Origin of the sequence: Frigidibacter sp. RF13, from assembly GCF_026626305.1 — a bacterium.
Classification (GTDB): domain Bacteria; phylum Pseudomonadota; class Alphaproteobacteria; order Rhodobacterales; family Rhodobacteraceae; genus TMP-24.
Map to the genome: position 1 here is coordinate 231,754 of NZ_JAPNUE010000004.1, position 25,558 is coordinate 257,311.

25 protein-coding genes are annotated in these 25,558 nt (G+C 65.5%); 22 read left to right on the forward strand and 3 right to left on the reverse strand.

Going from position 1 to position 25,558, the window contains the following annotated elements; genetic code table 11:
• Window positions 1-43 precede the first annotated feature (43 nt).
• Window positions 44-844 (forward strand): phytanoyl-CoA dioxygenase family protein, encoded by an 801-nt coding sequence (locus tag OU426_RS11035; protein WP_267634039.1) that lies wholly within the window; start codon window positions 44-46, stop codon window positions 842-844.
• 50 nt (window positions 845-894) lie between these two features.
• Window positions 895-1,875 (forward strand): aldose epimerase family protein, encoded by a 981-nt coding sequence (locus tag OU426_RS11040; protein ID WP_267634040.1) that lies wholly within the window; start codon window positions 895-897, stop codon window positions 1,873-1,875.
• Between the two features lie 68 nt (window positions 1,876-1,943).
• On the opposite strand, the gene OU426_RS11045 is transcribed toward OU426_RS11040, so the two are convergent.
• Window positions 1,944-2,171 (reverse strand): hypothetical protein, encoded by a 228-nt coding sequence (locus tag OU426_RS11045; RefSeq protein WP_267634041.1) that lies wholly within the window; start codon window positions 2,169-2,171, stop codon window positions 1,944-1,946.
• 92 nt (window positions 2,172-2,263) lie between these two features.
• Between OU426_RS11045 and OU426_RS11050 the strand changes: the two genes are divergently transcribed.
• Complete coding sequence (locus OU426_RS11050; RefSeq protein ID WP_267634042.1) at window positions 2,264-3,151, forward strand: LysR family transcriptional regulator; 888 nt, start codon at window positions 2,264-2,266, stop codon at window positions 3,149-3,151.
• Here the strand turns inward: OU426_RS11050 and OU426_RS11055 are convergent, their stop codons facing one another.
• Window positions 3,152-4,396, reverse strand: coding sequence for a urate hydroxylase PuuD (locus OU426_RS11055; protein WP_267634043.1), 1,245 nt, complete (start codon window positions 4,394-4,396; stop codon window positions 3,152-3,154).
• A 139-nt stretch (window positions 4,397-4,535) separates the two neighbouring features.
• Between OU426_RS11055 and OU426_RS11060 the strand changes: the two genes are divergently transcribed.
• Window positions 4,536-5,480, forward strand: a complete 945-nt coding sequence (locus OU426_RS11060; RefSeq protein WP_267634044.1) for a LysR family transcriptional regulator — start codon at window positions 4,536-4,538, stop codon at window positions 5,478-5,480.
• A 12-nt stretch (window positions 5,481-5,492) separates the two neighbouring features.
• Here OU426_RS11060 and OU426_RS11065 read toward each other — a convergent pair whose 3' ends face one another.
• On the reverse strand, window positions 5,493-6,386 hold the full coding sequence (locus tag OU426_RS11065) for a LysR family transcriptional regulator (RefSeq protein ID WP_267634045.1): 894 nt from the start codon (window positions 6,384-6,386) through the stop codon (window positions 5,493-5,495).
• Window positions 6,387-6,517: 131 nt separating this feature from the next.
• Between OU426_RS11065 and OU426_RS11070 the strand changes: the two genes are divergently transcribed.
• The 18 genes from OU426_RS11070 (at window position 6,518) to OU426_RS11155 (ending at window position 25,519) form a co-directional block, all read left to right on the forward strand.
• The gene (locus OU426_RS11070; protein WP_267634046.1) at window positions 6,518-6,994 is read left to right on the forward strand and encodes a cupin domain-containing protein; all 477 of its coding nucleotides are present in this window, start codon (window positions 6,518-6,520) and stop codon (window positions 6,992-6,994) included.
• A 102-nt stretch (window positions 6,995-7,096) separates the two neighbouring features.
• Window positions 7,097-8,497, forward strand: coding sequence for a UDP-N-acetylmuramoyl-L-alanine--D-glutamate ligase (gene murD / locus OU426_RS11075; RefSeq protein ID WP_267634047.1), 1,401 nt, complete (start codon window positions 7,097-7,099; stop codon window positions 8,495-8,497).
• A 42-nt stretch (window positions 8,498-8,539) separates the two neighbouring features.
• Window positions 8,540-9,013, forward strand: a complete 474-nt coding sequence (locus tag OU426_RS11080) for a GFA family protein (RefSeq protein WP_267634048.1) — start codon at window positions 8,540-8,542, stop codon at window positions 9,011-9,013.
• A 93-nt stretch (window positions 9,014-9,106) separates the two neighbouring features.
• Entirely contained in the window at window positions 9,107-10,273 is a 1,167-nt protein-coding gene (locus tag OU426_RS11085; RefSeq protein ID WP_267634049.1) for a peptidoglycan glycosyltransferase FtsW, read from the forward strand.
• Entirely contained in the window at window positions 10,273-11,397 is a 1,125-nt protein-coding gene (locus OU426_RS11090; protein ID WP_267634050.1) for a UDP-N-acetylglucosamine--N-acetylmuramyl-(pentapeptide) pyrophosphoryl-undecaprenol N-acetylglucosamine transferase, read from the forward strand. The genes OU426_RS11085 and OU426_RS11090 overlap by 1 nt, the downstream gene beginning before the upstream one ends.
• A complete protein-coding gene (gene murC / locus OU426_RS11095) occupies window positions 11,394-12,809 on the forward strand; it encodes a UDP-N-acetylmuramate--L-alanine ligase (protein WP_267634051.1) in 1,416 nt (471 codons plus the stop codon). The genes OU426_RS11090 and murC overlap by 4 nt, the downstream gene beginning before the upstream one ends.
• Before the next feature lie 28 nt (window positions 12,810-12,837).
• Complete coding sequence (locus OU426_RS11100) at window positions 12,838-13,095, forward strand: DUF2484 family protein (RefSeq protein WP_267634052.1); 258 nt, start codon at window positions 12,838-12,840, stop codon at window positions 13,093-13,095.
• The gene (locus OU426_RS11105) at window positions 13,092-13,340 is read left to right on the forward strand and encodes a DUF2484 family protein (protein WP_267634053.1); all 249 of its coding nucleotides are present in this window, start codon (window positions 13,092-13,094) and stop codon (window positions 13,338-13,340) included. Before OU426_RS11100 ends, OU426_RS11105 begins: the two co-directional genes overlap by 4 nt.
• Window positions 13,341-13,533: 193 nt before the next feature.
• A complete protein-coding gene (murB, locus tag OU426_RS11110; RefSeq protein WP_267634054.1) occupies window positions 13,534-14,466 on the forward strand; it encodes a UDP-N-acetylmuramate dehydrogenase in 933 nt (310 codons plus the stop codon).
• Between the two features lie 70 nt (window positions 14,467-14,536).
• Entirely contained in the window at window positions 14,537-15,460 is a 924-nt protein-coding gene (locus tag OU426_RS11115; protein WP_267634055.1) for a D-alanine--D-alanine ligase, read from the forward strand.
• On the forward strand, window positions 15,448-16,833 hold the full coding sequence (locus OU426_RS11120) for a cell division protein FtsQ/DivIB (protein WP_267634056.1): 1,386 nt from the start codon (window positions 15,448-15,450) through the stop codon (window positions 16,831-16,833). Before OU426_RS11115 ends, OU426_RS11120 begins: the two co-directional genes overlap by 13 nt.
• Window positions 16,830-18,161: a cell division protein FtsA gene (gene ftsA / locus OU426_RS11125; RefSeq protein ID WP_267634057.1), complete on the forward strand. Its 1,332-nt coding sequence runs from the start codon at window positions 16,830-16,832 to the stop codon at window positions 18,159-18,161. The genes OU426_RS11120 and ftsA overlap by 4 nt, the downstream gene beginning before the upstream one ends.
• Window positions 18,162-18,330: 169 nt before the next feature.
• On the forward strand, window positions 18,331-19,998 hold the full coding sequence (ftsZ, locus tag OU426_RS11130; protein WP_267634058.1) for a cell division protein FtsZ: 1,668 nt from the start codon (window positions 18,331-18,333) through the stop codon (window positions 19,996-19,998).
• A 247-nt stretch (window positions 19,999-20,245) separates the two neighbouring features.
• Entirely contained in the window at window positions 20,246-21,166 is a 921-nt protein-coding gene (lpxC, locus tag OU426_RS11135; RefSeq protein ID WP_267634059.1) for a UDP-3-O-acyl-N-acetylglucosamine deacetylase, read from the forward strand.
• A 161-nt stretch (window positions 21,167-21,327) separates the two neighbouring features.
• The gene (locus OU426_RS11140; protein ID WP_267634060.1) at window positions 21,328-22,167 is read left to right on the forward strand and encodes an outer membrane protein assembly factor BamD; all 840 of its coding nucleotides are present in this window, start codon (window positions 21,328-21,330) and stop codon (window positions 22,165-22,167) included.
• Window positions 22,168-22,217: 50 nt separating this feature from the next.
• Window positions 22,218-23,861, forward strand: a complete 1,644-nt coding sequence (gene recN, locus OU426_RS11145; protein WP_267634061.1) for a DNA repair protein RecN — start codon at window positions 22,218-22,220, stop codon at window positions 23,859-23,861.
• Window positions 23,862-24,647: 786 nt separating this feature from the next.
• The gene (locus OU426_RS11150; protein WP_267634062.1) at window positions 24,648-25,340 is read left to right on the forward strand and encodes an ABC transporter permease; all 693 of its coding nucleotides are present in this window, start codon (window positions 24,648-24,650) and stop codon (window positions 25,338-25,340) included.
• 2 nt (window positions 25,341-25,342) lie between these two features.
• Window positions 25,343-25,519, forward strand: coding sequence for a hypothetical protein (locus OU426_RS11155; RefSeq protein WP_267634068.1), 177 nt, complete (start codon window positions 25,343-25,345; stop codon window positions 25,517-25,519).
• Window positions 25,520-25,558: the final 39 nt, after the last annotated feature.

Sequence of the window (25,558 nt, forward strand, 5' to 3'; positions counted from 1 at the left end):
GCATTGGCGGTTCCATCCTGCAAGCGAAACGTGGGAGAACGGAATGGTCCAGGTGACGGATGAGATGGTCGCGGCCTATCAGCGCGACGGGGTCGTGCTGATCAAGGGTCTGTGGAAGGACTGGGTCGAGGTAATCCGCGACGGGATCGCGCGTAACATGGCCGAACCCGGGCCCTTTGCGGCGGAAAACCTCAAGCCCGGCGAGGCGGGGCGGTTCTTCGACGATTACTGCAACTGGCAGCGCATCCCGGAATTCGAGCGGGTGATCCGCGACTCCGAGGTTGCAGAGGTGGCGGCGCGGCTGATGGGGTCGGACATCGTGCAGCTGTTCCATGACCATGTGCTGGTGAAGGAGCCGGGCACCTCGAAACCGACGCCATGGCATCAGGACGGGCCCTACTATTTCGTGAAGGGCCGCCAGACCGTCAGCTTCTGGTCGCCGGTCGATCCGGTGCGCGAGGCGTCCCTGCGCTGTGTGGCGGGCTCGCACCGCTGGCCCAAGGAAGTGCTGCCGAAGCGTTGGCTGGCAGACACCAGCTTCTATCCCGACCCCGAGGCCTACATGCCGGTGCCCGACCCCGATGCCGAGGGGATGCAGGTGATGGAGTGGGAAATGGAACCGGGCGATGCGGTGGCTTTCGACTACCAGACCCTGCATGGTGCGCGCGGCAACGAGGCCGCGATCCGGCGGCGGGCCTTTTCGCTGAGGCTGGTTGGGCGTGATGCGCTTTATGTGGAACGGCCCGGGCGAACCTCGCCGCCTTTCCCGGGGCATGGGATGGAGCCGGGACAAAGGCTCAGGGCCGACTGGTTTCCCTATCTGAAAGGCGGCCCGGACGCTTGACGCCTGCCGGCGCGCCGGGCCATCTGGCCACGCTGAAGTGCGGGGACAGGATGAGCGACGCGGAGATCACGGAATTCGGGACAACGGCGGACGGAAGGCCGGTTAGAGCTGTCACCCTGCGGTCGGAAGACCTGACTGCACGCATCCTGACTTGGGGGGCGGTGTTGCAGGGGCTGTGGCTGAAGGGCGTCGCGCACAGCCTGACGCTCGGGTCGGAGCGGCTGGCCGATTATGAAGGGCCGATGATCTATCACGGGTCGCTGGTGGCGCCGGTCGCCAACCGGATTTCCGGGGCGCGGGCGGTTCTGGACGGTCGAGAGCTGACTTTCGAGAAGAACCATGCGGGCCGCATGACCCTGCATTCGGGGTCGGCGGGAACGCAGACCAAAGTCTGGAGCCTGGCCGCAGCCGATGCGCGCCGCGTCGTCCTGTCGCTTGACCTGGCCGATGGCGAAGGCGGCTTTCCGGGTAACCGCCATGTCGAGGCAATCTTCGAGGTGACGGGCGCCACTCTGCGGCTGACAATCAGTGCCACGACCGACCGGCCGACCTTCTTCAATGCGACGAACCACAGCTACTGGAACCTCGACGGCTCGGCGACATGGCAAGGTCATCAGGTGCGCGTCGCGGCGGAGGAACGACTGCTGACCGATGCGGAAGACTGCGCGACGGGCGAGATCGAACAGGTGGCGGGGAGCGCCTATGACTTCCGGTCTGGCGCAGCGCCGGTTCCGGGAGACCCGCCGATCGACCACTGCTTTGTCTTGTCGCGCGCGCGCCGCGCCCTGACGCCGGTGATGTGGCTGACCGGTCAAGGCGGCGTGACGATGGAAGTGGCGACAACCGAGCCGGGCCTGCAGCTTTACGATGCGCGCGGGGCGATGCGGCCGGGGCGCGCGGCTTATGAGGGGATCGCGATCGAGGCGCAGGGCTGGCCGGACGCGCCGAACCAGGCGGGGTTTCCGTCAATCGTGCTGAGGCCGGGCGAGACGATCCATCAGGTGACCGAATGGCGGTTCTTGGGCATCTGAGGCCGTGGTTGCCCGACCAGATTGACGGAGAGGCACAGCGAATGGCGCCGAGGTTTCCGTCCAATCCATCAGAATTGGCCGGGATACAGGCTCATCATGCTTTGAACGTCATGTTCGCTGGATAAGCCATCGGGGTTTTTTTCGAGCATATCCATCAGAAATGCCCTGCGCTGGCGGGCTTCCTCGGCCTGCCCGACTGGATCCACCAGCACCGGTCCGCCAAAGAGCGACCAGTAACGCCTTGAGCTGTCGATCTGAAACCATTGACCGACGGATGAGAGTGTCAGCATCGCCATGTTCCCGCTCCTGATCGAACTTTCATGAGGGCTAGGCTAGGGCGGCGTTCAAATTTCTGGTATCGGGCCCGGAGTCGTGCTGTTCTACAGAAATGAATAGCGCTTTCCGTGACTGGTCCAATATCCGCTTCTTTCTGGCGGTCTGCCGGACCGGTTCTACGCTGGCTGCAGCGAGGGAACTGGGTAGCGCCCAGCCGACCGTCGCACGGCGCATCGAGGCATTGGAGCATGAGCTGGGGCTGGTGCTCTTTGACAAGGACACCCGAGGCTTTCACCCGACCCATGCCGCCCGCGCCCTGCTTCCGGAGGCACAGGCAATCGAGGCTGCCGTTCAGCGGCTGAGTGGCAAGGCCGCAGATCTGACGGGCAACCGAGTCATTCGCCTGACGGCGCCGAAGGGCAACTTCTCGCCCCGGCTGCATCGCATCGTCCATGAATTCAGCGAACGTTATCCCGGACTGGAGCTGAAGTTCCTGCCTTCGAACGACGTTCTCGACCTGATGGCGGGCGACGCGGATATTGCGTTGAGGATGATCGTGCAGCCGCCTGACAAACGGCTGATCCGGCGCAAGATCAGCACGGCGCGTTACAGCATCTATGGATCGCAAGCCTATGCCCGGAAACACGGGCTGCCATCCTCGCAGGCCGATCTCGTGGACCATTCGTTTGTGGCCTACCGACCTGGAAACGAGGTTCGGCGGGCGGAGCAATGGCTGCTGCGCACGGAGCTGAACGTGCGCTTCGTGCGGTATTACGGCGAGTATGACCTGCTGCACGAGGCGGTGGCCGAAGGGGTCGGGCTTGGCATCCTGAATGACCGCGCCAGTGCGAACGATGCACGGTTGATGGCTTGTTTCGGCCCGATCCCCGAGCTTGATCAGGACCATCTTCTGCTGGTGTCACCGACAAGCTACCGCCGCCCCGAGGTCCGGCAGTTCGTGAAGTTCTTTGCGCCGCGTTACGCGGCGGGGTTCAATTGATCAGCCTTCGCCGCCGTCGGCAGCCCGGATCCAGGCGACGATCTTCTGGCGCTCCTGCGGCTCCATGAACGAGGCATTTGCAGGCGGCATGGCGTGGCTGACGCCCGCCTGGATATAGATGCGCCGCGCTTCGTTGGCGATCTGTTCAGGGGTTTCGAGGATCACGCCCTTGGGCGCCCAGTGGATGCCTTCAAAGCCCGGCTCGGCGGCGTGGCACATGGAGCAGCGGCCAAGGATGATGTCCTGCGCCTCGGTGAACCCCTCGGCGGCGGCATAGCGGGCGCCTTCAGGGGTAAGCTGGACTGCGCCCTGTTCTTCACCCTCTGCCGCCTTGTAGAGCGGCGCGGTCGACAGCCAGGCGATGGCGAGGAAGAGGAGAACGGTCGCGAGCCAGGTCCAGTGCGGGTTGCCTTTCCGCGCATGGAGGCTGTTAAACCAGTGGCGGATTGTCACGCCCATCAGAAAGACGAGGCTCGCGATGATCCAGTTGTTCTCGGTCGCGAAGGCCAGCGGATAGTGGTTCGACAGCATCATGAAGATGACGGGCAGCGTCAGGTAGTTGTTGTGGGTCGAGCGCTGCTTGGCGATCTTGCCGTATTTCGCATCCGGCGTGCGTCCGGCGATAAGGTCGGCGACCACCACCTTCTGGTTGGGGATGATGATCCAGAAGACGTTCCCCGACATGATCGTCGCGGTGAAGGCACCGAGGTGCAGAAGCGCGGCGCGGCCCGAGAAGACCGAAGTGTAGAAATAAGCCATGCCGACCAGGATGACAAAGAGGCCGATCATCAGCCGGGTATTGTCGTCGCCAAAGCGCGACTTGCAGATCTGGTCATAGGCGATCCAGCCGAAGGCGAGCGAGCCCAACGAAATGCCGATGGCCTGCCATGTCGTCAGCGCCCGCACTTCGGGGTCGACAAGATAGAGGTCGGCGCCGAGGTAGTAGACGAGGCAGAGCAGCGCGAACCCGGAAATCCAGGTCATGTAGCTTTCCCATTTGAACCAGACGAGGTCGCCGGGCATCTGCTCGGGCGCCACGAGGTACTTCTGGATATGGTAGAAGCCGCCGCCATGGACCTGCCATTCCTCGCCGTCGGCTCCGCTCGCGAGGTTGCGGTCGCGGTGGAGGCCGAGGTCGAGCGCGATGAAATAGAAGGACGAGCCGATCCAGGCGATGGCGGTGATGACATGCAGCCAGCGGACCGCGAATTCCAGCCATTCGCCGAGGACGATGAAATCATACATGATGGTCCCTCCCGTTGACCCCAGCCTAGCGCGGCTGCGATCTTCGTCATATTGCGATTAATGCCTTATGACTTTCAAAGATATTCTGATAATCTTCCCCTCAAGCCCGTTTCGGGCGCCGGATCGGGGAGGACCGGGAATGTCTTATGTCAACAATATCAAGATGTTCGTTCGCGTCTTCGAGCTTGGATCGATGTCCGCCGCAGCGCGCGATCAGCGCACTTCGCCCGCCGTCGCCTCGGCGCGGGTGGCGGAACTGGAGAAACATCTGGGCGTGCGGCTTTTCAACCGCACCACCCGGCGCCTGCAGCCGACCGAGAACGGCCGCCTCTTCTACGACGGCGCCCGAAAGGTGCTGGAGGCGATCGACGATGCCGAGGCCGCGGTCATGGCCTCGACCTTGAACCTGCGCGGCACGATCTTCGTGGCCGCGCCCTTGGGTGTCGGGCGGCGGTTCATCGCGCCGCATGTGCCGGTCTTCAAGGATGACTACCCCCAGATCGACGTGCGGCTCCGCCTGTCGGACCGCAAGATCGACGTGGTGGGCGAGGGGCTCGACATGGCCTTCCACATGGGCACGCTGGAAGACAGCACACTGAAACTGCGCGTCGTCGCCGATTGCCCGCGCGTCCTGTGCGCCGCGCCCTCCTATATCGAGCGCCGCGGCCTGCCTGCGGATGGCGAGGCCCTCTTGCGTGACCGCCATGATTGCCTGAACCTGCGTTTCCCCGGCGCCCGCGAATTCCAGTGGACGCTCGTCACCCCCGAGGGGCCGCGGCGGTTCGAGGTGACAGGACCTTTCGAGACCGACGACGGCGATGTGCTGACGATCTGGGCGCTCGACGGGCGCGGGATCATCATGAAACCGATTTTCGAGATCGCAGATCATCTGAAATCCGGCGCGCTGGTTCCGGTGGCGCGCGCTACGCCGCCTGTGCCGGTGCAGCTTTCCTGCCTGACCCAGCATCGCCGGCTGCGCGACCCGAAGATCCGCACCTTCACCGATTTCATCATCGCCCGCTGCCGTGCGGACCTGCAGCGCGAGGTCGATGGGCTCGAAACCTTCGCATCCGGCGCCGCCTGAGCAGACGCGGGGTCACGGCAGATCCCGGTCTTCCTCGAAAGCCGCGCGCAGCCATGCGGCGAAAAGCTCTGCCTCTGGCTTGCGCGCCGCCGCGCGCGGGCTTCTTGCCAGAAAATGCGCCTGGGCAAAGGGGATGGGCGCGCCCGCGATCCTGATCCGGGTGCCGGAGGCGATGGCCTGCCGGGCAAAGCGCGTCACGATCATCGCCCGCCCGCCGCCCGCCGCCGCAAGCGCCAGCGCCGCCGCCGTCGTATCGACCGACAGGCGCTTGCCCCGGGCCGGTCCGGTGATGCCGAGGCTGGCGATGTAGTTGGCCCAGCTGTCCTCGTAGCCGAGGATACGGATCAGCGGCGCCGCCAGCAGCAGGTCGGGCCGCCCGGTCAGATCCCCCGCATCCGCATCCGCCACCGGAACGATCGTTTCGGTCGAAAGCCGCTCCGCCCCGGGCTCGATCTGCCCCGCAGTGGCCAGCTGGATATCGATATCCACATCCTCCTCGCCCGCTGAATGAGCCCAGATGGTCGAGACGAGGCGCAGGTTGATGTCGGGATGGGCGGCCACGAAGGCCGGCAGGCGCGGCGCAAGCCAGAGCGAGACGGTCGAGATCGGCGCGCGCACGGTCAGGGTCTGGGTGGTGGCCGAACCGAACAGGCTTACGGTCGCAAGGTTCATCTCGCCGATCGCGGCCCGGACCGCCATCGCATAGGCCTCGCCCACGTCGGTCAGCGTCAGATGGCGTGCGCTGCGGCGGAAGAGCTGGCACTGCAACGTTTCCTCAAGCGCCTTGATATGCAGGCTGACAGCGGTCTGAGTAAGGCCAAGCTCCTTGCCGGTTTCGGTGAAATTCAACAGCCGCGCCGCTGCCTCGAAGCTGCGCAGCCAGATCAGGTTGGGCAGACGTTGCATGGTTACACCTAAAAATTCTTGGCCATTATGGCCAATATTACTCATTTCTATTTGCCATTCAAACCGATCATACCGGAACCAGGCCGCAAGATCGGCCGGAACAGAAGACCCATCTACGAAAGGATCGCGCGGTGCCCGCACAAGCTCTGGTCAAAGATGCCGCCCCAGAAACTGCCAACCAGAATGACGCTCCGGCGGTCGGTTTCGTGCGCAACCTCGCCGACCTGCCGGTCGAGGGCGGCATCGATCCGCTCTTCGGCAATGTGACCTGGCGCACGCTGATCTCGTCCGACCGCACCCGGTCGAACGACCTTGTGCTCGGCGTGGCGGAATTTCCCCCGAACGGCAGGCTGAACCTGCACCGCCACGCGCCACCGGAATTCTACTTCTGTCTTTCTGGTTCCGGCACCGTGATGATCGACGGCCGCGCCCATGAGGTCGCGGCGGGCGCGGCTGTCTATATCCCCGGCAATGCCGAACATGGCGTTCAGGCAGGTGCCGACGGTCTGATCTTTGCCTACGGGTTCGCCAAGGACGCCTTTGGCGAGGTCAGTTATCAGTTCTCGGCGCCAGGCAATGTGCTGCCCTTCGAGGCGGCGGGCGCCTGATCAGACGCCCCCGCCCGCGCGATCGGTCCGCTGCGCGCCGACCCGCCTCTTTTCCCCCGGTGTCTGTTGGCCTATGGCTTTGGTCAGCAATGGAGGGCGGCGATGATTCCGGTCACAGGCTACAAGGGCCAGCGCGTTGCGGTGCTGGGGCTCGGCCGGTCCGGCCTCGCCACAGCGCGCGCGCTTCAGGCGGGCGGGGCCGAGCCGCTTCTGTGGGACGATGCGCCCGAAGCGCGGGCGAAGGCCGAAGCGGAGGGGTTTGCGCTGACCGACCTGACGCGCGATGCCGCCTGGCCGGGGCTTGCGCTTCTCGTCACTTCGCCGGGCATCCCGCATCTCTACCCTCATCCCAACCGCCATATCGCCCGCGCGCTGGCCGAGGGCGTGCCGGTCGACAATGACATCGGGCTTTTCTTCCGCTCCTGGGCGACGGCGGACTGGGACCGGTTCGATCAGGCGCCGAAAGTCGTGGCCGTGACCGGATCGAACGGCAAGTCGACAACGACCGCGCTTGTCCACCATATCCTCATGGTCGCCGGACGGCCGACGCAGATGGCGGGCAATATCGGCAAGGGTGTCCTGTCGATCGACCCGGCGCAGGATGGCGAGGTGGTGGTGCTGGAGCTTTCCTCCTACCAGACCGAGCTTGCCCGCGCGCTGACCCCCGATATCGCGATCTTCACCAATCTCTCGCCCGACCATCTCGACCGCCACGGCGGTAAGGGCGGCTATTTCTCCGCCAAGGCCCGGCTCTTCACGCAAGGCGGCCCAGACCGCGCCGTGATCGGCGTCGACGAGGTGGAAGGCGCGTTTCTGGCCAACCAGCTGTCGGCCGGCATGGCCGACGACCGGGTGATCCGCATCTCCTCGGGCCAGAAGCTCGAAGGCGTGGGCTGGACTGTCTTTGCTCGCAAAGGCTTTCTCGCCGAATGGCGTAAAGGTCGGCAAGTCGCATCGATAGACCTGAGGGATATCAGGGGCTTACTCGGCGCCCACAACCACCAGAACGCCTGCGCCGCCTATGCGGCGGCGCGCGCGTTGGGCGTCGCGCCAAAGCTGATTGAACAGGCGTTCCGCAGCTTCGAGGGCTTGCCGCACCGCAGCCAGATCGTGGGCGAGAGGGGCGGGGTGCGGTTTGTGAATGACAGCAAGGCCACCAATGTCGACAGCGCCGCAAAGGCCCTGCAGGCGTTTGAAAAGATCCGCTGGATCGCGGGCGGCCTTGGCAAGGAAGGTGGCATCGCCGGGCTGAAACCGTACCTTGGATCGGTGGTGAAGGCCTATCTCATCGGCCATTCGGCGCGCGATTTCGCGCTGGAACTGGGCGAAACGCCGCACGAGATCTGCGAAACGATGGAGCGCGCCGTCGCCCGCGCAGCTGAGGAGGCCGAGGCGGGCGAAACGGTGCTTCTCGCCCCCGCCGCAGCCTCCTTCGATCAATATTCGAACTTCGAGAAGCGCGGCGAGGATTTCACCGCTCGTGTGCGCGCGCTGATCAGCTAGACAGCCCGCGGGCCAACGAACGGACTTTTTGGGGAGGTCGATATGGAAGGCAGATGCACTTGCGGCGCCGTCACCTACCGGCTTCTCGACAGGCCGATGTTCGTCAACTGCTGCCACTGCACCTGGTGCCAGCGGGAAACCGGCACTGCCTTCGCCCTTAATGCCATCATCGAAACCGACCGCATCGAGTTTTCGGGGCCGGTCGAATATGTGATGACGCCCTCGGCCTCGGGGCAGGGGCAGGAAATTCTGCGCTGCAAGGCATGCCGGGTCGCGATCCTCAGCCATTATGCCGGAGCGAAGCGCCTCGCATCCTTCGTCCGGGTCGGCACGCTCGACGATCCCGGCGAATGCCCGCCGGGTGCCCATATCTTTACCTCGACGAAGCTTCCCTGGGTCGTCCTCGACCCCAAAGCCCCAGCCTTCGAGGAATATTACGATATGTCCACCCTCTGGACCGCAGATGCTCTGGCGCGCCGAGCTGCGATTAAAGAAAGGGCGGCGGCTGGTCGCTGACGCCGGGTTTTCCCTTTCAAATCACAAGATTTGCCGCTAGTTTGAGGTCGAGACCCGGAAAACGGGCGAGGCACAGGCAGTGAGAGCGGTCAGATGACGGAAATGGTGTTCGGCACCGCGCCTTCGCGCGCGGGCGATCCGGTGCTTCCACGTTGGTGGCGGACAATCGACCGGGTGACGCTCGGTCTTGTCTTCGCGCTCTTCGGGGTGGGGCTGCTTCTGGGCCTCGCGGCCTCGGTGCCGCTCGCCGAAAAGAACGATCTGCCGCCCTACTATTACGTGACCCGTCAGGTCTTCTTCGGCGGGATGGCGCTTGCGGCGATGATCGGCTGTTCGATGCTGCCCGTCGCCCTCGTCCGCCGTCTCGGCGTCCTCGGCTTCGTGGCCTCGTTCATCGCCCTTTTGTTCCTGCCGGTCCTCGGCACGGATTTCGGCAAGGGCGCGATCCGCTGGTATTCTCTGGGCTTTGCCTCCTTCCAGCCGTCGGAATTCCTGAAGCCCGGCTTCGTCATTCTTTGCGCCTGGCTGATGGCGGCGGCGCAGGATCTGGGCGGCCCGCCCGGGCGGCTTTATTCCTTCCTCGTGGCCTCTGCCGTGGTGATCCTCCTGGCGCTCCAGCCCGATTTCGGCCAGGCCTGCCTCGTCCTCTTCGCCTGGGGGGTGATGTATTTCGTCGGCGGCGCACCGATCATCCTTCTGATGCTCGTGGGCGGGCTTGTCGTCGGCGGCGGCATCACCGCCTATTCTGCGTCTGAACATTTCGCCCGCCGGATCAACGGCTTCCTCTCGACCGAGATCGACCCGCGCACCCAGATCGGCTATGCGACCAACGCCATTCAGGAAGGCGGCTTCTTCGGCGTCGGCGTGGGGCAGGGGACGGTAAAATGGACGCTGCCCGATGCCCATACCGATTTCATCATCGCGGTCGCCGCCGAGGAGTTCGGCCTGATCCTCGTGGGCCTCATCATCGCGCTTTACATGGCAATCACCGTGCGCTCGCTCATCCGGCTGATGCGTGAGCGTGACCCGTTCACCCGCCTCGCGGGCACCGGCCTTGCCTGCGCCTTCGGGGTTCAGGCGCTGATCAACATGGGTGTCGCCGTCCGGCTTCTGCCCGCCAAGGGCATGACCTTGCCCTTCGTCTCCTACGGCGGCTCGTCCGTCATCGCCTCGGGCATCGCCGTCGGCATGCTACTGGCGCTCACGCGCCGCCGCCCGCAGGGCCGGATCGCCGAGATCCTCTTGAAACGGGGCCGGTGATGGCGGGCAAGCGCGAAAAACCACCGCTCCTGCTGATCGCGGCGGGCGGGACGGGCGGGCATATGTTCCCCGCCCAGGCTTTGGCCGAAGAAATGCTGAAGCGCGGCTGGCGCGTGCGGCTGTCGACCGACCCGCGCGGCGCGCGCTACACCGGCGGTTTCCCGCAGGCGGTCGAGGTCCGGCAAGTGCCGTCGGCCACCTTCGCGCGCGGCGGCATCGCCGCGAAACTCATGGTGCCCTTGCGCATTGCCACGGGCGTGGCGCAGGTTCTCTGGCAATCGCTTCTCGACCGGCCGAAGGTTGTGGTGGGCTTCGGCGGCTACCCGTCGATCCCGGCGATCAGCGCCGCCGTGATCCTGCGCCTGCCGCGCATGATCCATGAACAGAACGGCGTCCTTGGCCGGGTCAATCAGGCCTTCGCCACAAGGGTCGAGGTGGTGGCCTGCGGCACCTGGCCCACCCAACTGCCCGAGGGCGCCTTCGGCCGCCAGGTCGGCAATCCGGTGCGTCAGGCGGTGGCCGACCGGGCAGGCGCCCCCTATATCCCGCCGGGCGACTATCCGATGAGCCTTGTGGTCTTCGGCGGCAGCCAGGGCGCGCGCATCATCTCCGACACCGTGCCCGCCGCTGTCGCCAAACTGCCCGAGGCGCTGCGCCGCAACATCCGCGTCGCCCATCAGGCCCGCGACGAGGATCGCGCCGCGGTCGAGGCGACCTATGCCGCCGCGGGCCTCCGGGCCGAGATCGCGCCCTTCTTTCCCGACATGCCGCGCCGCATGGCCGAGGCGCAGTTGGTGATCTGCCGCTCCGGCGCCTCTTCGGTCGCGGACCTCGCGATGATCGGCCGCCCCTCGATCCTCATCCCGCTCGCCGCCGCGATCCGCGACGAACAGACCGCCAACGCCCGTGGCCTCGTCTCGGCGGGCGCCGCGATCCTCATCCCCGAATCCCGGCTTGACTCCACCATGCTCGCGGGCCACATCGCCTCGGTCCTCGAAGACCCGGTCGCCGCCACCGCCATGGCCCATGCCGCCCTGACCCAGGCCGTCCCGGACGCAACCGTCAAACTCGCGGCCCTTGTCGAGGCGCTGGCCGCCCCCAAACCCCGGACCGAACCGCAATGAACGCCGCCACCAAACTGCCGCTCGAACTTGGCCCCATCCATTTCGTCGGCATCGGCGGCATCGGCATGTCGGGCATCGCCGAGGTGCTGCTGACGCTCGGCTACCGCGTGCAGGGATCGGACGCCAAGGCCTCCAGGATCACCGACCGGCTGGTTAAACTGGGCGCGACCTTCTTCGAAGGCCAGCGCGCCGAGAATATCGGCGCGGCCGAGGTCGTGGTCATCTCTTCGGCCATCAAGAAGGGCAACCCGGAACTGGAAGAGGCCCGCCGCTGTGGCCTGCCGGTCGTCCGCCGGGCCGAGATGCTCGCCGAACTGATGCGCATGCGCTCGAACGTCGCCATCGCCGGCACCCACGGCAAGACCACGACCACGACGATGGTCGCCACGCTTCTCGACAAGGGCGGGTTCGATCCGACCGTGATCAACGGCGGGATCATCCATGCCTATGGCTCGAACGCCCGCGCCGGGGCAGGGGAATGGATGGTGGTCGAGGCCGACGAGAGCGACGGCAGCTTCAACCGCCTGCCCGCGACGATAGCCATCGTCACGAACATCGACCCCGAACATATGGAACACTGGGGCACGATCGACGCGCTGCGTAAGGGCTTCTACGACTTCGTCTCGAACATCCCCTTCTACGGCGTCGCAGTCTGCTGCACCGACCACCCCGAGGTTCAGGCACTGGTCGGGCGCGTGACTGACCGCCGCATCGTGACCTTCGGCTTCAATGCCCAGGCCGATGTCCGCGCCGTGAACCTGACGTTCGATGATGGCAAGGCCTGCTTCGATGTCCTGCTGCAAGGCGAGGAAGAAGGTTCGAAAATCGAAAGTTGCATGCTGCCCATGCCCGGCGACCACAATGTCTCGAACGCGCTTGCCGCCATCGCTGTCGCCCGCCACCTGGGTATGAAGAAGGACGAGATCCGCGCGGCCCTCGCGGCCTTCGGCGGGGTGAACCGCCGCTTCACCAAGGTTGGCGAAGTGTTGGGCGGCGTCACCATCATCGACGATTACGGCCACCACCCGGTCGAGATCGCGGCCGTCCTCCGCGCCGCGCGACAGGCCACGAAGGGCCGGGTGATCGCCATCCACCAGCCGCACCGCTACACGCGCCTCTCAAACCTCTTCGAAGACTTCTGCACCTGCTTCAACGAGGCGGATGTAGTGGCCATCGCCGATGTCTACGCGGCGGGCGAAGACCCGATCCCTGGCGCCTCGCGCGACGATCTGGTCAACGGCCTCATCGCCCACGGTCACCGCCATGCAAGCAGCATTTCCGGCGAGGAGGAGCTGGCCCAGCTTGTCCGCGACCATGCGAGCCCCGGCGATATGGTCGTCTGCCTCGGTGCGGGCACGATCTCGGCCTGGGCCAACAACCTGCCGGCGCGTCTGGCGGAGAAGGCTGCTTGACCGGCGCCGCCCGGCAGAGAGGCGCGCGATGAGCCAATCGCTCCTCGCGGCCTTCCTCTGGGTCCTCGCCGCGACCGTCACCGCGCTTTTGCCGATGCGCCGCCAGTTCCCGCCGGGGATCACGCTTCTGATCCTCGCCCCCCTCATCCTGATCTGGATCGGTATCGACCACGGCGCCATCCCCGCGCTCCTCGGCCTTGCCGGGTTTTTCTCGATGTTCCGCCGACCGCTCCTCTATTTCGCCCGCAAGGCGCTGGGGCGGCCAACGGGGGAGGGGCGGGAGTGAACTGGTCCCTCGGTGCCGCCCTTCTCTGGATCGTCACCGCCTGTTTCATCGGCGCGCTCCCCTCGCGCGACTACCACTGGCGCGCCGCCTACAAGCTCATCGCCGTCGGCATCCCGATCCTCGGTTGGGTGACCTGGTCGAACGGCCCCATCCTTGGCCTGATCCTCCTCGCCGCCGCCGCCTCGATCCTGCGCTGGCCGCTGATCTATCTCTGGCGCTGGGTGCGGCGGAAGGTGGCGGGGTAGGGCCACTCCGCGCATCCGCCTGTTCCCTTGTCCAGTTAACCTCTTTGCAAGGAATGTCGGGACGGATGCCATACGCTTGCGGGACGCAAGCCCGACGCATGCCATACCGCAATATCCGGCGAAAACAACGGCTTGCGGCGCCACTCGCCGTCGCCCTTGCGCCCCGGCCCCGATCCCGGCTACTGACGGCACCATGGTGCTTTCTCTCCCTCCCGTCCGGGGCACGCTGACCCCCGACCGGCCCTTGGCCGATCTGACCTGGCTGCGCGTGGGCGGTCCGGCGGACTGGCTGTTCCAGCCGGCCGACGCGGATGACCTCGCCGCCTTCCTCGCCGCCCTCGACCCCGCCGTGCCAGTCTTTCCGATGGGGGTGGGTTCGAACCTCATCGTCCGCGATGGCGGTCTGCGGGCCGTGGTGATCCGCCTCGGACGCGGCTTCAATGCCATTGAAATCGTTGGGCAAAATGTCACCGCAGGCGCTGCCGCGCTCGACGCCCATGTCGCCCGCAGGACCGCCGAGGCCGGGGTGGACCTGACCTTCCTGCGCACCATTCCGGGCTCCATCGGCGGGGCGGTCAGGATGAATGCGGGCTGCTATGGCTCCTATGTCGCCGATCATCTGATCTCGGCCGAGGCCGTCTTGCGCGACGGGACCAAGCTCCTGTTATCAAGGGAGGATCTGCACTTTTCCTATCGCCAGTCCGTCTTGCCCGAAGGCGCTGTCATCACCTCCGCCACCTTCGAAGGCGCGCTTGCCGACCCTGCGGAACTGGCCGAAAGGATGGAAGACCAGCTCGCCAAACGCGACGCCTCGCAGCCGACCAAGGACCGTTCCGCCGGTTCCACTTTCCGCAATCCGGCAGGCTTTTCCTCGACCGGCCGGGCGGACGATGTCCATGACCTCAAGGCCTGGAAGCTGATCGCCGACGCCGGCATGCGCGGCGCGCGGAAGGGTGGGGCGCAGATGAGCGAGATGCATGCGAACTTCCTTCTGAACGCGGGCGGGGCGACCGCCGCCGATCTGGAAGGTTTGGGCGAAGAGGTCAGAAAAAGGGTTTTCCAAACCGCCGGAATATGGCTAGAGTGGGAAATCATGCGCGTCGGCGAACCGGCGGCGGATAAGTGAACAAAAGCAAACACTAATCCTGGGGATAATTCCCAGGCAACAGGGGCGAAAAAGCCCCGGAAACAGGCAGATGGCGGGCAGGTCGAGCAGGCAAGCCCCCAAAGTGGCGGTACTGATGGGTGGCCTTTCCGCGGAGCGGGAGGTCTCTCTGAGTTCGGGGCGCGGTTGCGCCCGCGCCCTTCGGGAGGCGGGATATGAGGTGGTCGAGGTCGATGCCGGCCGCGACCTTGCCGCGCGCCTTGCCGAGATCAGGCCGGACGTCTGTTTCAATGCGCTTCACGGCCGCTGGGGCGAGGATGGCGCGGTGCAGGGTCTGCTGGAATGGATGGGCGTGCGCTACACCCATTCCGGCGTGCTTGCCTCCGCCCTTGCCATGGACAAGGCCCGCTCAAAGGAAATCTTTCGCGCTGAAGGCCTTCCGGTCGTCGATAGTGTGGTCGCCCCGACGGTCGAAGTTCAGGCACGCCACGTGATGGCACCGCCCTATGTGGTAAAGCCCAACAACGAAGGCTCTTCGGTCGGCGTTTACATCGTTCAGGAAAGCGCCAATGGCCCGCCGGTCCTGGCGCCCGACATGCCCGCCGAGGTGATGGTCGAAACCTATGTGCGGGGGCGCGAGCTGACCTGTTCGGTGCTGGGCGACCGGGCGCTGTGCGTGACCGAGATCGTGACCGACGGCTGGTATGACTATCACGCAAAATATGCCCCGGGCGGTTCGCGGCATGTCTGCCCGGCCGATCTGCCGGAAGAGATCGCGAAGGCCTGTCAGGACTATGCCTTGCACGCCCATCGCGCCATCGGATGCCGGGGGCTCTCGCGTACCGATTTCCGCTGGGACGATACGAAGGGTCTGGCTGGCCTTTTCCTTCTGGAGATCAACACCCAGCCCGGCATGACGCCCACGTCGCTGTCGCCCGAACAGGCGGCAGCGGAAGGCATGAGTTTCGCGCAGCTCTGCGCTTGGCTGGTGGAGGATGCCTCATGCCCCCGCTGATGGCTGGAGAGCGCCCCGTCTGGCACCGCCGCGCCGGCGCGCAACGGCCCGAGCCGCCGATCACGGCCCACCCCGCTCGGCGGGAGCCGCCCGTGCGCATGCCGGTCGAGGACAGAAGTTGGGCGCCGGCGGGCGAAGCTCCGTTCGCGGCCGGGGTTCAGCAACCGCTTGCGGCGGTGACGGAGTTCGGTTCAGCGGAGTTCGACCTTTTCGATCAGGATATCGCGCCGCGCGATGCGGCGGACGACGCGTTCGACGCCATGGACTACGAGCCTGATGAGGCCACGGCGCGCGACGCGTACAGGCCTGTCTTCGCCACCTCGCGGCGGGCGGAAGCGGCGGTCGGCAAGTTCGAAGAAGATGATATCGCCGGATATGAACGCGCCGCCGCGGCGATTGCGCGGGCGAGCGACATCCTGAAACGTCCTGTGGCTGCGATGCCGTCGCGGCGCGCCGAGGCGGCGCCGGTGCGGACGGCCGTCCGGCGCTCTGATCGGCGGATGGAGCAGGGTGAGCGGCGCGACCCGGCGCCGTCGCGTCTGGCCTACCGGATGGACCGGCTGTGGCTGACGCCGCTTTTCCGCCGCTTCATGCGCTATGGTGTGCCGGTTCTGACAGTCGCTCTGGCGGCCGGGATCTACCTCGGCGACGCAGACCGGCGGGCGGCAATCGGCGCGAGTTTCGCGAGCCTGCGGTCGCAGATCGAAAACCGCCCCGAGTTCATGGTCAAGCTCATGTCGATCGACGGAGCCTCCGTTCCGGTCGCGAACGCGGTGCGGGCGATGGTGACGGAGCCGCTGCCCACCTCCTCCTTCCGGCTGGATCTTGAAGCGATGCGCGCCGCGATCGAACAGGTAGACGCCGTCGAAAGTGCGACAGTCAAGCTGAAGCCCGGCGGCGTGCTTGCCGTCGATATCCGCGAGCGCAAGCCCGCCGTCCTGTGGCGCACCGAAGCCTCGCTCGAAATGCTCGATGCGACCGGGCATCGCGTGGCGACCTTGAAGACGCGCGGCGCGCGGGCTGATCTGCCGGTCATTGCAGGCGTAGGCGCCGAGGAACGGGTGCCCGAGGCACTGAACATCCTTGCCGCCGCCCGGCCGGTCCTGCCGCGTGTGCGCGGACTGGTGCGGGTCGGCGACCGGCGCTGGGATCTGGTGCTGGACCGGGGCCAGCGGCTGATGCTGCCCGAGACCGGCGCGGTCGAGGCGGTGGAGCGGGTGATGGCGCTTGATACGGCGGAAGAGATGCTCGCGCGCGACCTCGTGACGGTTGATCTGCGCAATCCGAACAGGCCGACCGTGAGGCTCGGGCCTCAGGCGGTTGAGACAATGAAAACAATGGCGGCAAACGTGACGAAGGTGGCAGGACAATGACGGGGCTCTATCAGGCGCAGCGTGCAATGCGGAACATGCGGCGTGCGGCGATCCAGCGCGGGGTGGTGGCCATTCTCGATGTGGGAACGTCGAAGATCGCCTGCCTTGTCCTGAAGTTCGACGGCGATGTCGCGGCACGCGAGGACGGGCTCGGCTCGATGGCAGGGCAGTCGCAGTTCCGGGTGATCGGTGCGGCGACGACCCGGTCGCGCGGGGTCCGGTTTGGCGAGATCGACGCGATCCCCGAAACCGAACGAGCGATCCGTACCGCCGTGCAGGCCGCCCAGAAGATGGCGCAGACGCGGGTTGACCATGTGATCGCCTGCTTCGCTGGCGCGCGGCCCCGGTCCTACGGGCTGGCGGGCGACATCACGCTGCCAGCAGGCCAGGTGAGCGAGCAGGATGTCGGCCGGGTGCTTGCCGCCTGCGACGTGCCCGATTTCGGCGAAAGCCGCGAGGTGCTGCATGCCCATCCGGTGAATTTCGCCATCGACCACCGCACGGGCATGAACGATCCGCGCGGCCATGTCGGCAACCGGCTGGCTGCCGACATGCATCTTGTCACCATCGACACGCCTGCGGTGCAGAACCTTCTTTACTGCATCAAGCGCTGCGACCTTGAACTCGCGGGGCTTGCCTCATCGGCCTATGTCTCGGGCATCTCGGCGCTCGTCGAGGACGAGCAGGAACTGGGAGCGGCTTCGATCGATATGGGCGGCGGCTCGACCGGTATTTCGGTCTTCATCAAGAAGCACATGATCTTCACCGACGCGGTGCGTCTGGGGGGTGATCACGTCACCGCCGATATCTCCAAAGGCTTCCACGTGCCGATGTCGGTGGCCGAGCGGATCAAGACCTATCATGGCGGCGTCTTCGCCACCGGCATGGACGACCGCGAGATGATCGAGATCGGCGCCGATTGCGGCGACTGGGACAAGGATCGTCGCACCGTCAGCCGGACCGAGCTGATCGGCATCATCCGGCCGCGCGTCGAGGAGATCCTCGAAGAGGCGCGCGCGATGCTCGATGCGGCGGGCTTCGATCAGCTGCCCTCGCAGCAGATCGTGCTGACCGGGGGCGCAAGCCAGTTGCCGGGGCTCGACGGGCTCGCCGCGCGTATTCTGGGGCAGAATGTGCGCCTTGGCCGGCCCTTGCGCGTGCAGGGCCTGCCGCAGGCCGCGACGGGGCCTGCCTTCTCCTCGATCGTCGGCCTGTCGCTCTTCGCAGCACACCCGCAGGATGAATGGTGGGACTTCGAGATCCCCGCCGAACGCTACCCGGCGCGGTCGCTCCGGCGCGCGGTGAAATGGTTCCGCGACAACTGGTAACCGCTAAATCCGGTAGGTTCGGCGAAATACCGCCGAATTATGGTCAAATTCCCCCCAGATTTTGTGGGTAATCACGCGTTTTTCGCGTGACCTGCGGCGATTCTGTCACTAAAATCCTCGGAATGTGGGGGCATGGCCGGTTCGGCCCAACAATTGCAGGCGGTTACCAATGGCATTGAATTTGACGATGAGCGATCGTGAGGATCTTAGGCCGCGTATCACGGTTTTCGGTGTGGGCGGGGCGGGCGGCAATGCCGTCAACAACATGATCGCGAAGGAGCTTGAGGGCGTCGAATTCGTGGTGGCGAACACCGATGCGCAGGCCTTGGCGCAGAACCATGCGCAGGCGCGTATTCAGATGGGCGTTCGCGCGACCGAAGGTCTGGGCGCAGGCGCGCGGCCATCGGTCGGGGCTGCCGCCGCCGAGGAAACCATCGAAGAGATCGTCGATCACCTCGCGGGCGCGCATATGTGCTTCATCACCGCCGGCATGGGCGGTGGTACCGGAACCGGCGCCGCGCCGATCATCGCGCAGGCGGCGCGTGAGCTTGGTGTCCTGACCGTCGGCGTGGTGACAAAGCCCTTCCAGTTCGAAGGCGCCAAGCGTATGCGTCAGGCCGAAGAAGGGATCGAGGCCCTGCAGAAGGTCGTCGATACGCTGATCATCATCCCGAACCAGAACCTCTTCCGTCTGGCCAACGAACGCACGACCTTCACAGAAGCCTTCGCCATGGCCGACGACGTACTTTATCAGGGCGTCAAGGGCGTGACCGACCTGATGGTCCGTCCGGGCCTGATCAACCTCGACTTCGCCGACGTCCGCGCGGTGATGGACGAGATGGGCAAGGCGATGATGGGCACCGGCGAGGCCGCAGGCGAGGATCGCGCGGTTCAGGCGGCCGAAAAGGCCATCGCCAACCCGCTGCTGGACGAAATCAGCCTGCGCGGCGCCAAGGGCGTTCTTATCAATATCACCGGCGGCAATGACCTGACGCTGTTCGAACTTGACGAAGCGGCCAACCGTATCCGCGAAGAGGTCGATCCCGACGCCAATATCATCGTCGGCTCGACGCTGGACGAAAGCATGGAAGGCGCGATGCGCGTGTCAGTCGTTGCGACCGGTATCGACGCGGCGCAAGCCCAGGCCGAAGTTCCGGTGGCGCGCCGCCGCATGGCCGAGCCGCTGGCCCAGCAACCCGTGCAGCAAACTGCGGTGCAGCCGGCGCCCCAACCGGCCCCGCAGCCCGCGCCTGTCGCGCAACCGGTGGCCGCTCAGGTCGCGCCGGTGCGTGAAGAGCCGGTCCGCGCCGAACAGCCTGCGGCCGCGAACGAACCGTCACTGTTCGACCAGTCCCCCGCTTTCGTCGCCCCGAAGGCGGTCGAGGATGATCTGCCGCCTCCCGCTTACCGGCCGCAGCCGACGGTTGCCCAGACCGCGCAGCGCGACCTGCATCATGTGGACGATGACAGCGCAGCTTTCGTCGCGCCGCGTCCGCGCACGCCCGGCACGCCCTCGCCCGAGGCGCTCGCCCGCCTTCAGGCGGCGGTCAGCCGCCAGCCCTCGGCCCAGCCGATGGCCGCTGCCGCGGCACGGCCCGCACAGGCAGCCGCGCCGCAGCCTGCGTCTGTCGACAAACCGCGCTTTGGCATCAACTCGCTGATCAACCGGATGACCGGCGGTCAGGCTGCGCCGGAGCGGGCTCAACCCTCGTTCCGCACGCAGCAGCCCGCCGCCCAGCAGCCGCGCGCTACGCAGGACTATGACGACGAAGAGGGCGCAAGTCCCGATCAGGACCGGGTGGAGATTCCCGCCTTCCTGCGCCGTCAGGCCAACTGAGACATTGCTGCACTGCCGCATTGCGCGCGCAGCGACGCAACGTCACCGTGAAGAGGGAAAGCCGGGGTTGCCCGGCTTTTTCTTTTAGGTTCAATGGGTTGCGCGCGCCGGAATCTGCGTTGCCTGGCTGACATGTCTTTGTTTCAATCCGTTACAAAGAGTGAATTGAGTCTTTCCGCCCGCGTGATTACCTCCTTCCAAGCCAAAGCGGGCCGACCAATCCGGCATCGTATAATCGGGGCACTCGTTGCAGACCACTCTCAGATCAGCGGCTTCTTTCCAGGGCGTCGGGCTTCATACCGGCGTGCCTGTGCGCATGGTGGTGAAGCCCGCCTCGGCCAATCATGGCATCTGGTTTCGCCGCACCGACGTGGTGGGGCGCGATCCGATGGTGCCCGCCATCTGGGATTCGGTCACGCCCTCGCGCCTCTGCACCGTTGTGGAAAATGCCGCAGGTGTCAGCGTCTCGACCATCGAACATATCATGGCGGCGCTCGCCGGTTGCGGCGTCCATAATGCGCTGATCGAGATCAACGGGCCGGAAGTTCCGATCCTCGACGGCTCGGCCCAGCCCTTCGTCTCGGCGATCCTTGGGCGTGGTTTGCGCGACCTGTCCGAACCTGTTCTGTGCCTTGAAGTTCTTGCGCCCATCGAAGTGCGCGAGGGCGATGCAGTCGCGCGGCTTGAACCGGCCGACGCGCTCGAGATCGATTTCGCGATCGACTTCGCCGACGAAGCGATCGGCCAGCAGCGCCGCCGCCTGTCGATGACCAATGGTGCTTTCGTGCGCGAGCTTTCCGATTGCCGCACCTTCTGCCGTCAGGCCGATGTCGACAAGATGCGTGCCGCGGGCCTCGCGCTTGGCGGGACCTACGACAATGCCGTCGTGGTCGAGGGCGAGCGAATCCTTTCGCCCGGCGGCTTCCGCCGTGCCGACGAGGCGGTGCGCCACAAGATGCTCGATGCGCTCGGCGATCTCGCGCTTGCGGGCGCGCCGATCCTTGGCCGCTACACCGGCAACCGCGCGGGCCATGCGATGACCAACAAGCTGCTGCGCGCGCTTTTTGCCCGACCCGACGCTTACCGGGTGCGCGAATGCGACGCGAACCTGCGCCGTCGCCTGCCGGGTGCGGGTGTCCGCACGGCCGATATTCCGGCCGTTGCCTGAGCCGGCGAAGCCTTCCCTTAACAGCATCAGAAAGCACGCAAAGCCGTTTTGCGCCGCCGATTTTTCTGTGCTAGGAGGGGCGAAGCCGAAGGGCGGACGGGGCCTTGCGCATCTGCGTGCGGACCCGGATAAAGGAAGAACAGAGATAGGGTAGGCAGGTCATGGTGCGGGGCAGAAGAGCGGCAAATCTTGTCGGAAGCCTGGCCCTGGTGGCGGCGCTCTCCGCCTGCGGTGGCGGCCAGCAGGAAGCCCCGCTTGATACGCTCTCGGCCGAAGAAATCTACAATCGCGGCGAATTCACGCTCGAAACCTCGCGCAAGGGCAAGGATGCCGTGCGCTATTTCTCGGAAGTCGAGCGGCTTTATCCCTATTCGGAATGGGCCAAGCGCGCGCTGATCATGCAGGCCTTCTCCTATCACAAGGACCGCGATTACGAGAACAGCCGCGCCACCGCGCAGCGCTATATCGACACCTACCCGGCGGAAGAAGACGCGGCTTACGCGAAGTACCTGCTGGCGCTTTCCTATTACGACCAGATCGACGAGGTCGGCCGCGATCAGGGCCTGACCTTCCAGGCGCTGCAGGCGCTGCGCGCCGTGATCGAGGAATATCCCGACAGCGAATATGCCAAGTCGGCGATGCTGAAATTCGACCTCGCCTTCGACCATCTCGCGGCTAAGGAAATGGAGATCGGCCGTTACTATCTGAAGAAGAAGCATTACACCGCCGCGATCAACCGTTTCCGCGTCGTGGTGGAACAGTACCAGACCACGACCCACACGCCCGAAGCCCTCTATCGCCTGATCGAATGCTACCTCTCGCTCGGCATCGAGGACGAGGCGATGACGGCAGGTGCAATCCTTGGCTACAATTTCCAGTCGACCAACTGGTATGAGGACGGCCACCGTCTTCTGACCAAGCAAGGTCTGCAGCCCAAGGTGCGCGGAGACAGCTGGCTTGCCTCGATCTATCGCCAGATGATCAAGGGCGAATGGCTGTGAGGCCCGCCGCGCGTGAGGGAGCGGCCTGACGGCCCCTTTTGAGGGACGGGATGCTCCGCACGCTCGATATCCGCGACATGTTGTTGATCGACCGGCTGGAACTGGAGTTCCGGCCGGGTCTCAATGTGCTGACCGGCGAGACCGGGGCGGGCAAGTCCATCCTTCTCGATTGTCTGGGGTTTGTTCTGGGCTGGAAGGGCCGTGCCGATCTGGTGCGGCAGGGCGCAACGCAGGGCGAGGTGACGGCGATCTTCGACCTGCCCGAGGGCCACGCCGCGCGCGGGCTGCTTGCCGAGGCCGGGATAGAGGCCGGGGATGAGTTGATCCTTCGCCGTGTCGTCACCGCCGAAGGGCGGCGCACGGCCTTCGTGAATGACCGGCGGACGACGGCAGAAGTGTTGCGCGACCTCTCAGACTGCCTGATCGAGCTTCATGGCCAGCATGACGACCGCGGCCTTCTGAACCCGCGGGGCCATCGCCAGATGCTCGACCTCTTCGCGGGCGCCGACACAGGTGCCGTACGCGCCGCCTGGAGCGCCGCGCAGGCCGCCCGTCAGGCACTGGCCGAGGCCGAGGCGGGGGCGGCGGCCTTGAAGGCCGAGGAGGACTATCTGCGCCATGCGGTGGGCGAGCTCGACCGCCTCGAGCCGCAGCCGGGCGAGGAAGCCGAGCTCGACGCAAGGCGGCGGATGATGCAGGCCGGGCAACGCATCCGCGAGGATATCGCGCGGGCCGCGCAGGCGCTGGGGCCCGAGGGTGCCGAGGGGCTTCTGGGCGATGCCACCCGCTGGCTGGAAGGCGCGGCCGACAAGGCCGAGGGAAGGCTGGACGCAGCTTTGACGGCACTGGCGCGGGCTGTCACGGAACTCGGCGAGGCAACGCAAGGCGTGGAAGAGTGCCTTGACGCGTTGAGCTGGGACCCGGCAGAGATGGAGCGGGTAGAAGAGCGCCTGTTCGCCATCCGGGCGCTCGCCCGCAAGCATGGGGTTCTGGCCGACGATCTGGGCGCTTTCGCCGAAGAGATGCGCGGCAAGCTTGAGCGGCTTGACGGGGCCTCGGGCAATCTCAGGGCGCTTGGCCTTGCAGTTTCGGCTGCGGAACGCGCCTATGAGGCCGCCGCTGCCGCGCTCTCGGCGACGCGCACGAAGGCCGCAATATCACTCGACAAGGCGATTGCGGCCGAACTTGCGCCCCTGAAGATGGAGCGGGCGCATTTCGAAACCCGTATCAGTCCCGCCGATCCGGGGCCGGAAGGGCGCGATCAGGTGGAGTTTACCGTCGCCACCAATCCCGGCGCCCCGGCGGGTGCCTTGAACCGCATCGCCTCGGGGGGCGAGCTGTCGCGTTTCCTTCTGGCGCTGAAGGTAGCGCTCGCGCGCGGCGGCGAGGCGCTGACGATGATCTTCGACGAGATCGACAGGGGCGTGGGTGGCGCGACCGCCGATGCCGTCGGCCGCCGCCTCGCGCGGCTGGCAGAGGGCGCGCAGATCCTCGTCGTCACCCACAGCCCCCAGGTCGCGGCGCGCGGCGCCCATCACTGGCGGGTGGAGAAGCGGGTCTCCGGGCAGATGACCACCTCGACCGTCCTGTCGCTGTCCGACGAGGAGCGGGTAGCGGAACTCGCGCGCATGCTCGCAGGCGAAAAAGTCACCGACGCGGCCCGCGACGCCGCCCGAGCATTGCTGATCGGCTGAGAGATTCGGAGACGCGGTGCGTGACTATTGCGCAGGGCACAGCCGGGGCGCAAATACCGAAGAGACATATCCTGAGGAAGATGGTGGTGGTCGCAGTTCTTGGCGAACCCGTCTCTGCCGCGCAAATCCCTGCTTGCAGGGAGGTCACAAGGAATTCGGCGCGTTTTGGGCCTGCTTCAGCGATTGTGTCCTGATCAACCGCGTCGTTTCAATGCATTGGGGGCGGTTTCCCTCTGCGTGATAACAGGGAATTCAAATGACTTGATCAGGGTAAACTGCGGGCGGATCAGGGAACCCAGCAGACGATCTGGGAAGGGCTGCGTTCGATCCGGCCAGTCAGACTTGGGTGGAGAGGCGTTGCGTCGAGGCAACATCTTGGTGTCGTCGCCTCCTCGAACCGCAGCATGCTGTGGAAGCTGGCATTGTTCATGTCATGTTCTAACGGCTCAATACTGCCATTTGCAGATGAACCGGTGAACAATTCCGCGAAAGGCGCCGCCTCCGAGGCCTGCCCCTGGACCGGGCATTCACTGCGGGACAACCCGGGAGAAGAAGGCCGCTTCGCCAGGACCGACCATTCCGATGGGATCCCACAAAGCCCGCCCCCTGTGAAAAGGCAGCGGCACGATTTTCACGAATGAGCGCCCACGACGGGCAGCGAGTAGCACGTCCGGGCGATCTGTTCCGGACAACCGCGACCGGCCGCTGTGGTTCCGCATCGCCGTCATCGCAGGCGCGGCGCTTCTGCCCTTCTTCCTCTGGTGGGCCTTCATCAAGCTGACAGGTGTGCCGGACCTGATTTCGAAAACGCCGCTCGGTGTCGTGGACTATCTCTTTCTGGCCGAAACGTCGCATGTCGCGCGGGCAAAGCTTCTTGCGGCACTGGCCCAGACGCTGCCGATCACGGCAGTCGGCATGGTCGCAGGTTTGAGCTTCGCCTTCCTCCTCGCCATTTCGGCGCGCATGTTTCCGGGCTTTATCAAGACCTTCATGCCAATTGCCTTGGTCACCCAGACCATGCCGCTCGTCGCCTTGACGCCACTTCTTGTCCTGATGCTGGGGCGCGGCTATTCGGTGACGCTTTGGATCACAATCTCCGTGACCTTCTTTCCGGCCTTCGTCCTTCTGGTGCAGGGCATCCAGCGCGTGCCGCAGTCGGTGCTAGACCTGCCAAGGGCCTATGGCGCTTCGGCCTGGAAAGAGCTTCGCATGGTCTCCATCCCGGCAGCGCTTCCTTACCTTTTCGCGGCGACGCGCCTTACGGTGCCAAGGGCGCTTCTTGGCGTGATGATCGCCGAATGGCTGGCCACCGGCACCGGGCTTGGCAATCTCCTGAACCAGTCGCGCGGATATCTCGACTACGGGATGATCTGGACGGTCGCAGCCGTGTCGGTCTGCCTGTCGGTTGCCTTCTACTACGCAATCTTGATGATCGAGCGAAGAACTCTGACCCGCCTCGGCATGCAGATGGTGGAGTAAGCATGACGCAAGCTCCATCTCTCGCAAAAATCATCGATCAGGCCCGTGGTCTCGCACCTGCCGATCTCGTGCTGAAGGGCGGCACAGTCCTCGATACTGTGACGGGCGCTTTCCTGAGAGGAGACGTCGCCATATGCGAAGATTGTCCGTCGTCAAATGATTTGGAACAGGCGGCCTGACTTTGGATCGGAGAGGTCGGGCTCATCGATTTCAGGTTA

Coding starts and splice junctions, on each gene's coding strand:
- OU426_RS11055 (WP_267634043.1), bottom strand. CDS start 4,396: ATGTATGATTTCATCGTCCTCGGCGAATGGCTGGAATTCGCGGTCCGC.
- murC (WP_267634051.1), top strand. CDS start 11,394: ATGAACGCCGCCACCAAACTGCCGCTCGAACTTGGCCCCATCCATTTC.
- OU426_RS11090 (WP_267634050.1), top strand. CDS start 10,273: ATGGCGGGCAAGCGCGAAAAACCACCGCTCCTGCTGATCGCGGCGGGC.
- ftsA (WP_267634057.1), top strand. CDS start 16,830: ATGACGGGGCTCTATCAGGCGCAGCGTGCAATGCGGAACATGCGGCGT.
- OU426_RS11140 (WP_267634060.1), top strand. CDS start 21,328: ATGGTGCGGGGCAGAAGAGCGGCAAATCTTGTCGGAAGCCTGGCCCTG.
- murD (WP_267634047.1), top strand. CDS start 7,097: ATGATTCCGGTCACAGGCTACAAGGGCCAGCGCGTTGCGGTGCTGGGG.
- OU426_RS11085 (WP_267634049.1), top strand. CDS start 9,107: ATGACGGAAATGGTGTTCGGCACCGCGCCTTCGCGCGCGGGCGATCCG.
- OU426_RS11040 (WP_267634040.1), top strand. CDS start 895: ATGAGCGACGCGGAGATCACGGAATTCGGGACAACGGCGGACGGAAGG.
- OU426_RS11050 (WP_267634042.1), top strand. CDS start 2,264: ATGAATAGCGCTTTCCGTGACTGGTCCAATATCCGCTTCTTTCTGGCG.
- OU426_RS11100 (WP_267634052.1), top strand. CDS start 12,838: ATGAGCCAATCGCTCCTCGCGGCCTTCCTCTGGGTCCTCGCCGCGACC.
- OU426_RS11155 (WP_267634068.1), top strand. CDS start 25,343: ATGACGCAAGCTCCATCTCTCGCAAAAATCATCGATCAGGCCCGTGGT.
- OU426_RS11065 (WP_267634045.1), bottom strand. CDS start 6,386: ATGCAACGTCTGCCCAACCTGATCTGGCTGCGCAGCTTCGAGGCAGCG.
- OU426_RS11045 (WP_267634041.1), bottom strand. CDS start 2,171: ATGGCGATGCTGACACTCTCATCCGTCGGTCAATGGTTTCAGATCGAC.
- recN (WP_267634061.1), top strand. CDS start 22,218: ATGCTCCGCACGCTCGATATCCGCGACATGTTGTTGATCGACCGGCTG.
- OU426_RS11120 (WP_267634056.1), top strand. CDS start 15,448: ATGCCCCCGCTGATGGCTGGAGAGCGCCCCGTCTGGCACCGCCGCGCC.
- OU426_RS11115 (WP_267634055.1), top strand. CDS start 14,537: ATGGCGGGCAGGTCGAGCAGGCAAGCCCCCAAAGTGGCGGTACTGATG.
- OU426_RS11035 (WP_267634039.1), top strand. CDS start 44: ATGGTCCAGGTGACGGATGAGATGGTCGCGGCCTATCAGCGCGACGGG.
- murB (WP_267634054.1), top strand. CDS start 13,534: ATGGTGCTTTCTCTCCCTCCCGTCCGGGGCACGCTGACCCCCGACCGG.
- ftsZ (WP_267634058.1), top strand. CDS start 18,331: ATGGCATTGAATTTGACGATGAGCGATCGTGAGGATCTTAGGCCGCGT.
- OU426_RS11080 (WP_267634048.1), top strand. CDS start 8,540: ATGGAAGGCAGATGCACTTGCGGCGCCGTCACCTACCGGCTTCTCGAC.
- OU426_RS11060 (WP_267634044.1), top strand. CDS start 4,536: ATGTCTTATGTCAACAATATCAAGATGTTCGTTCGCGTCTTCGAGCTT.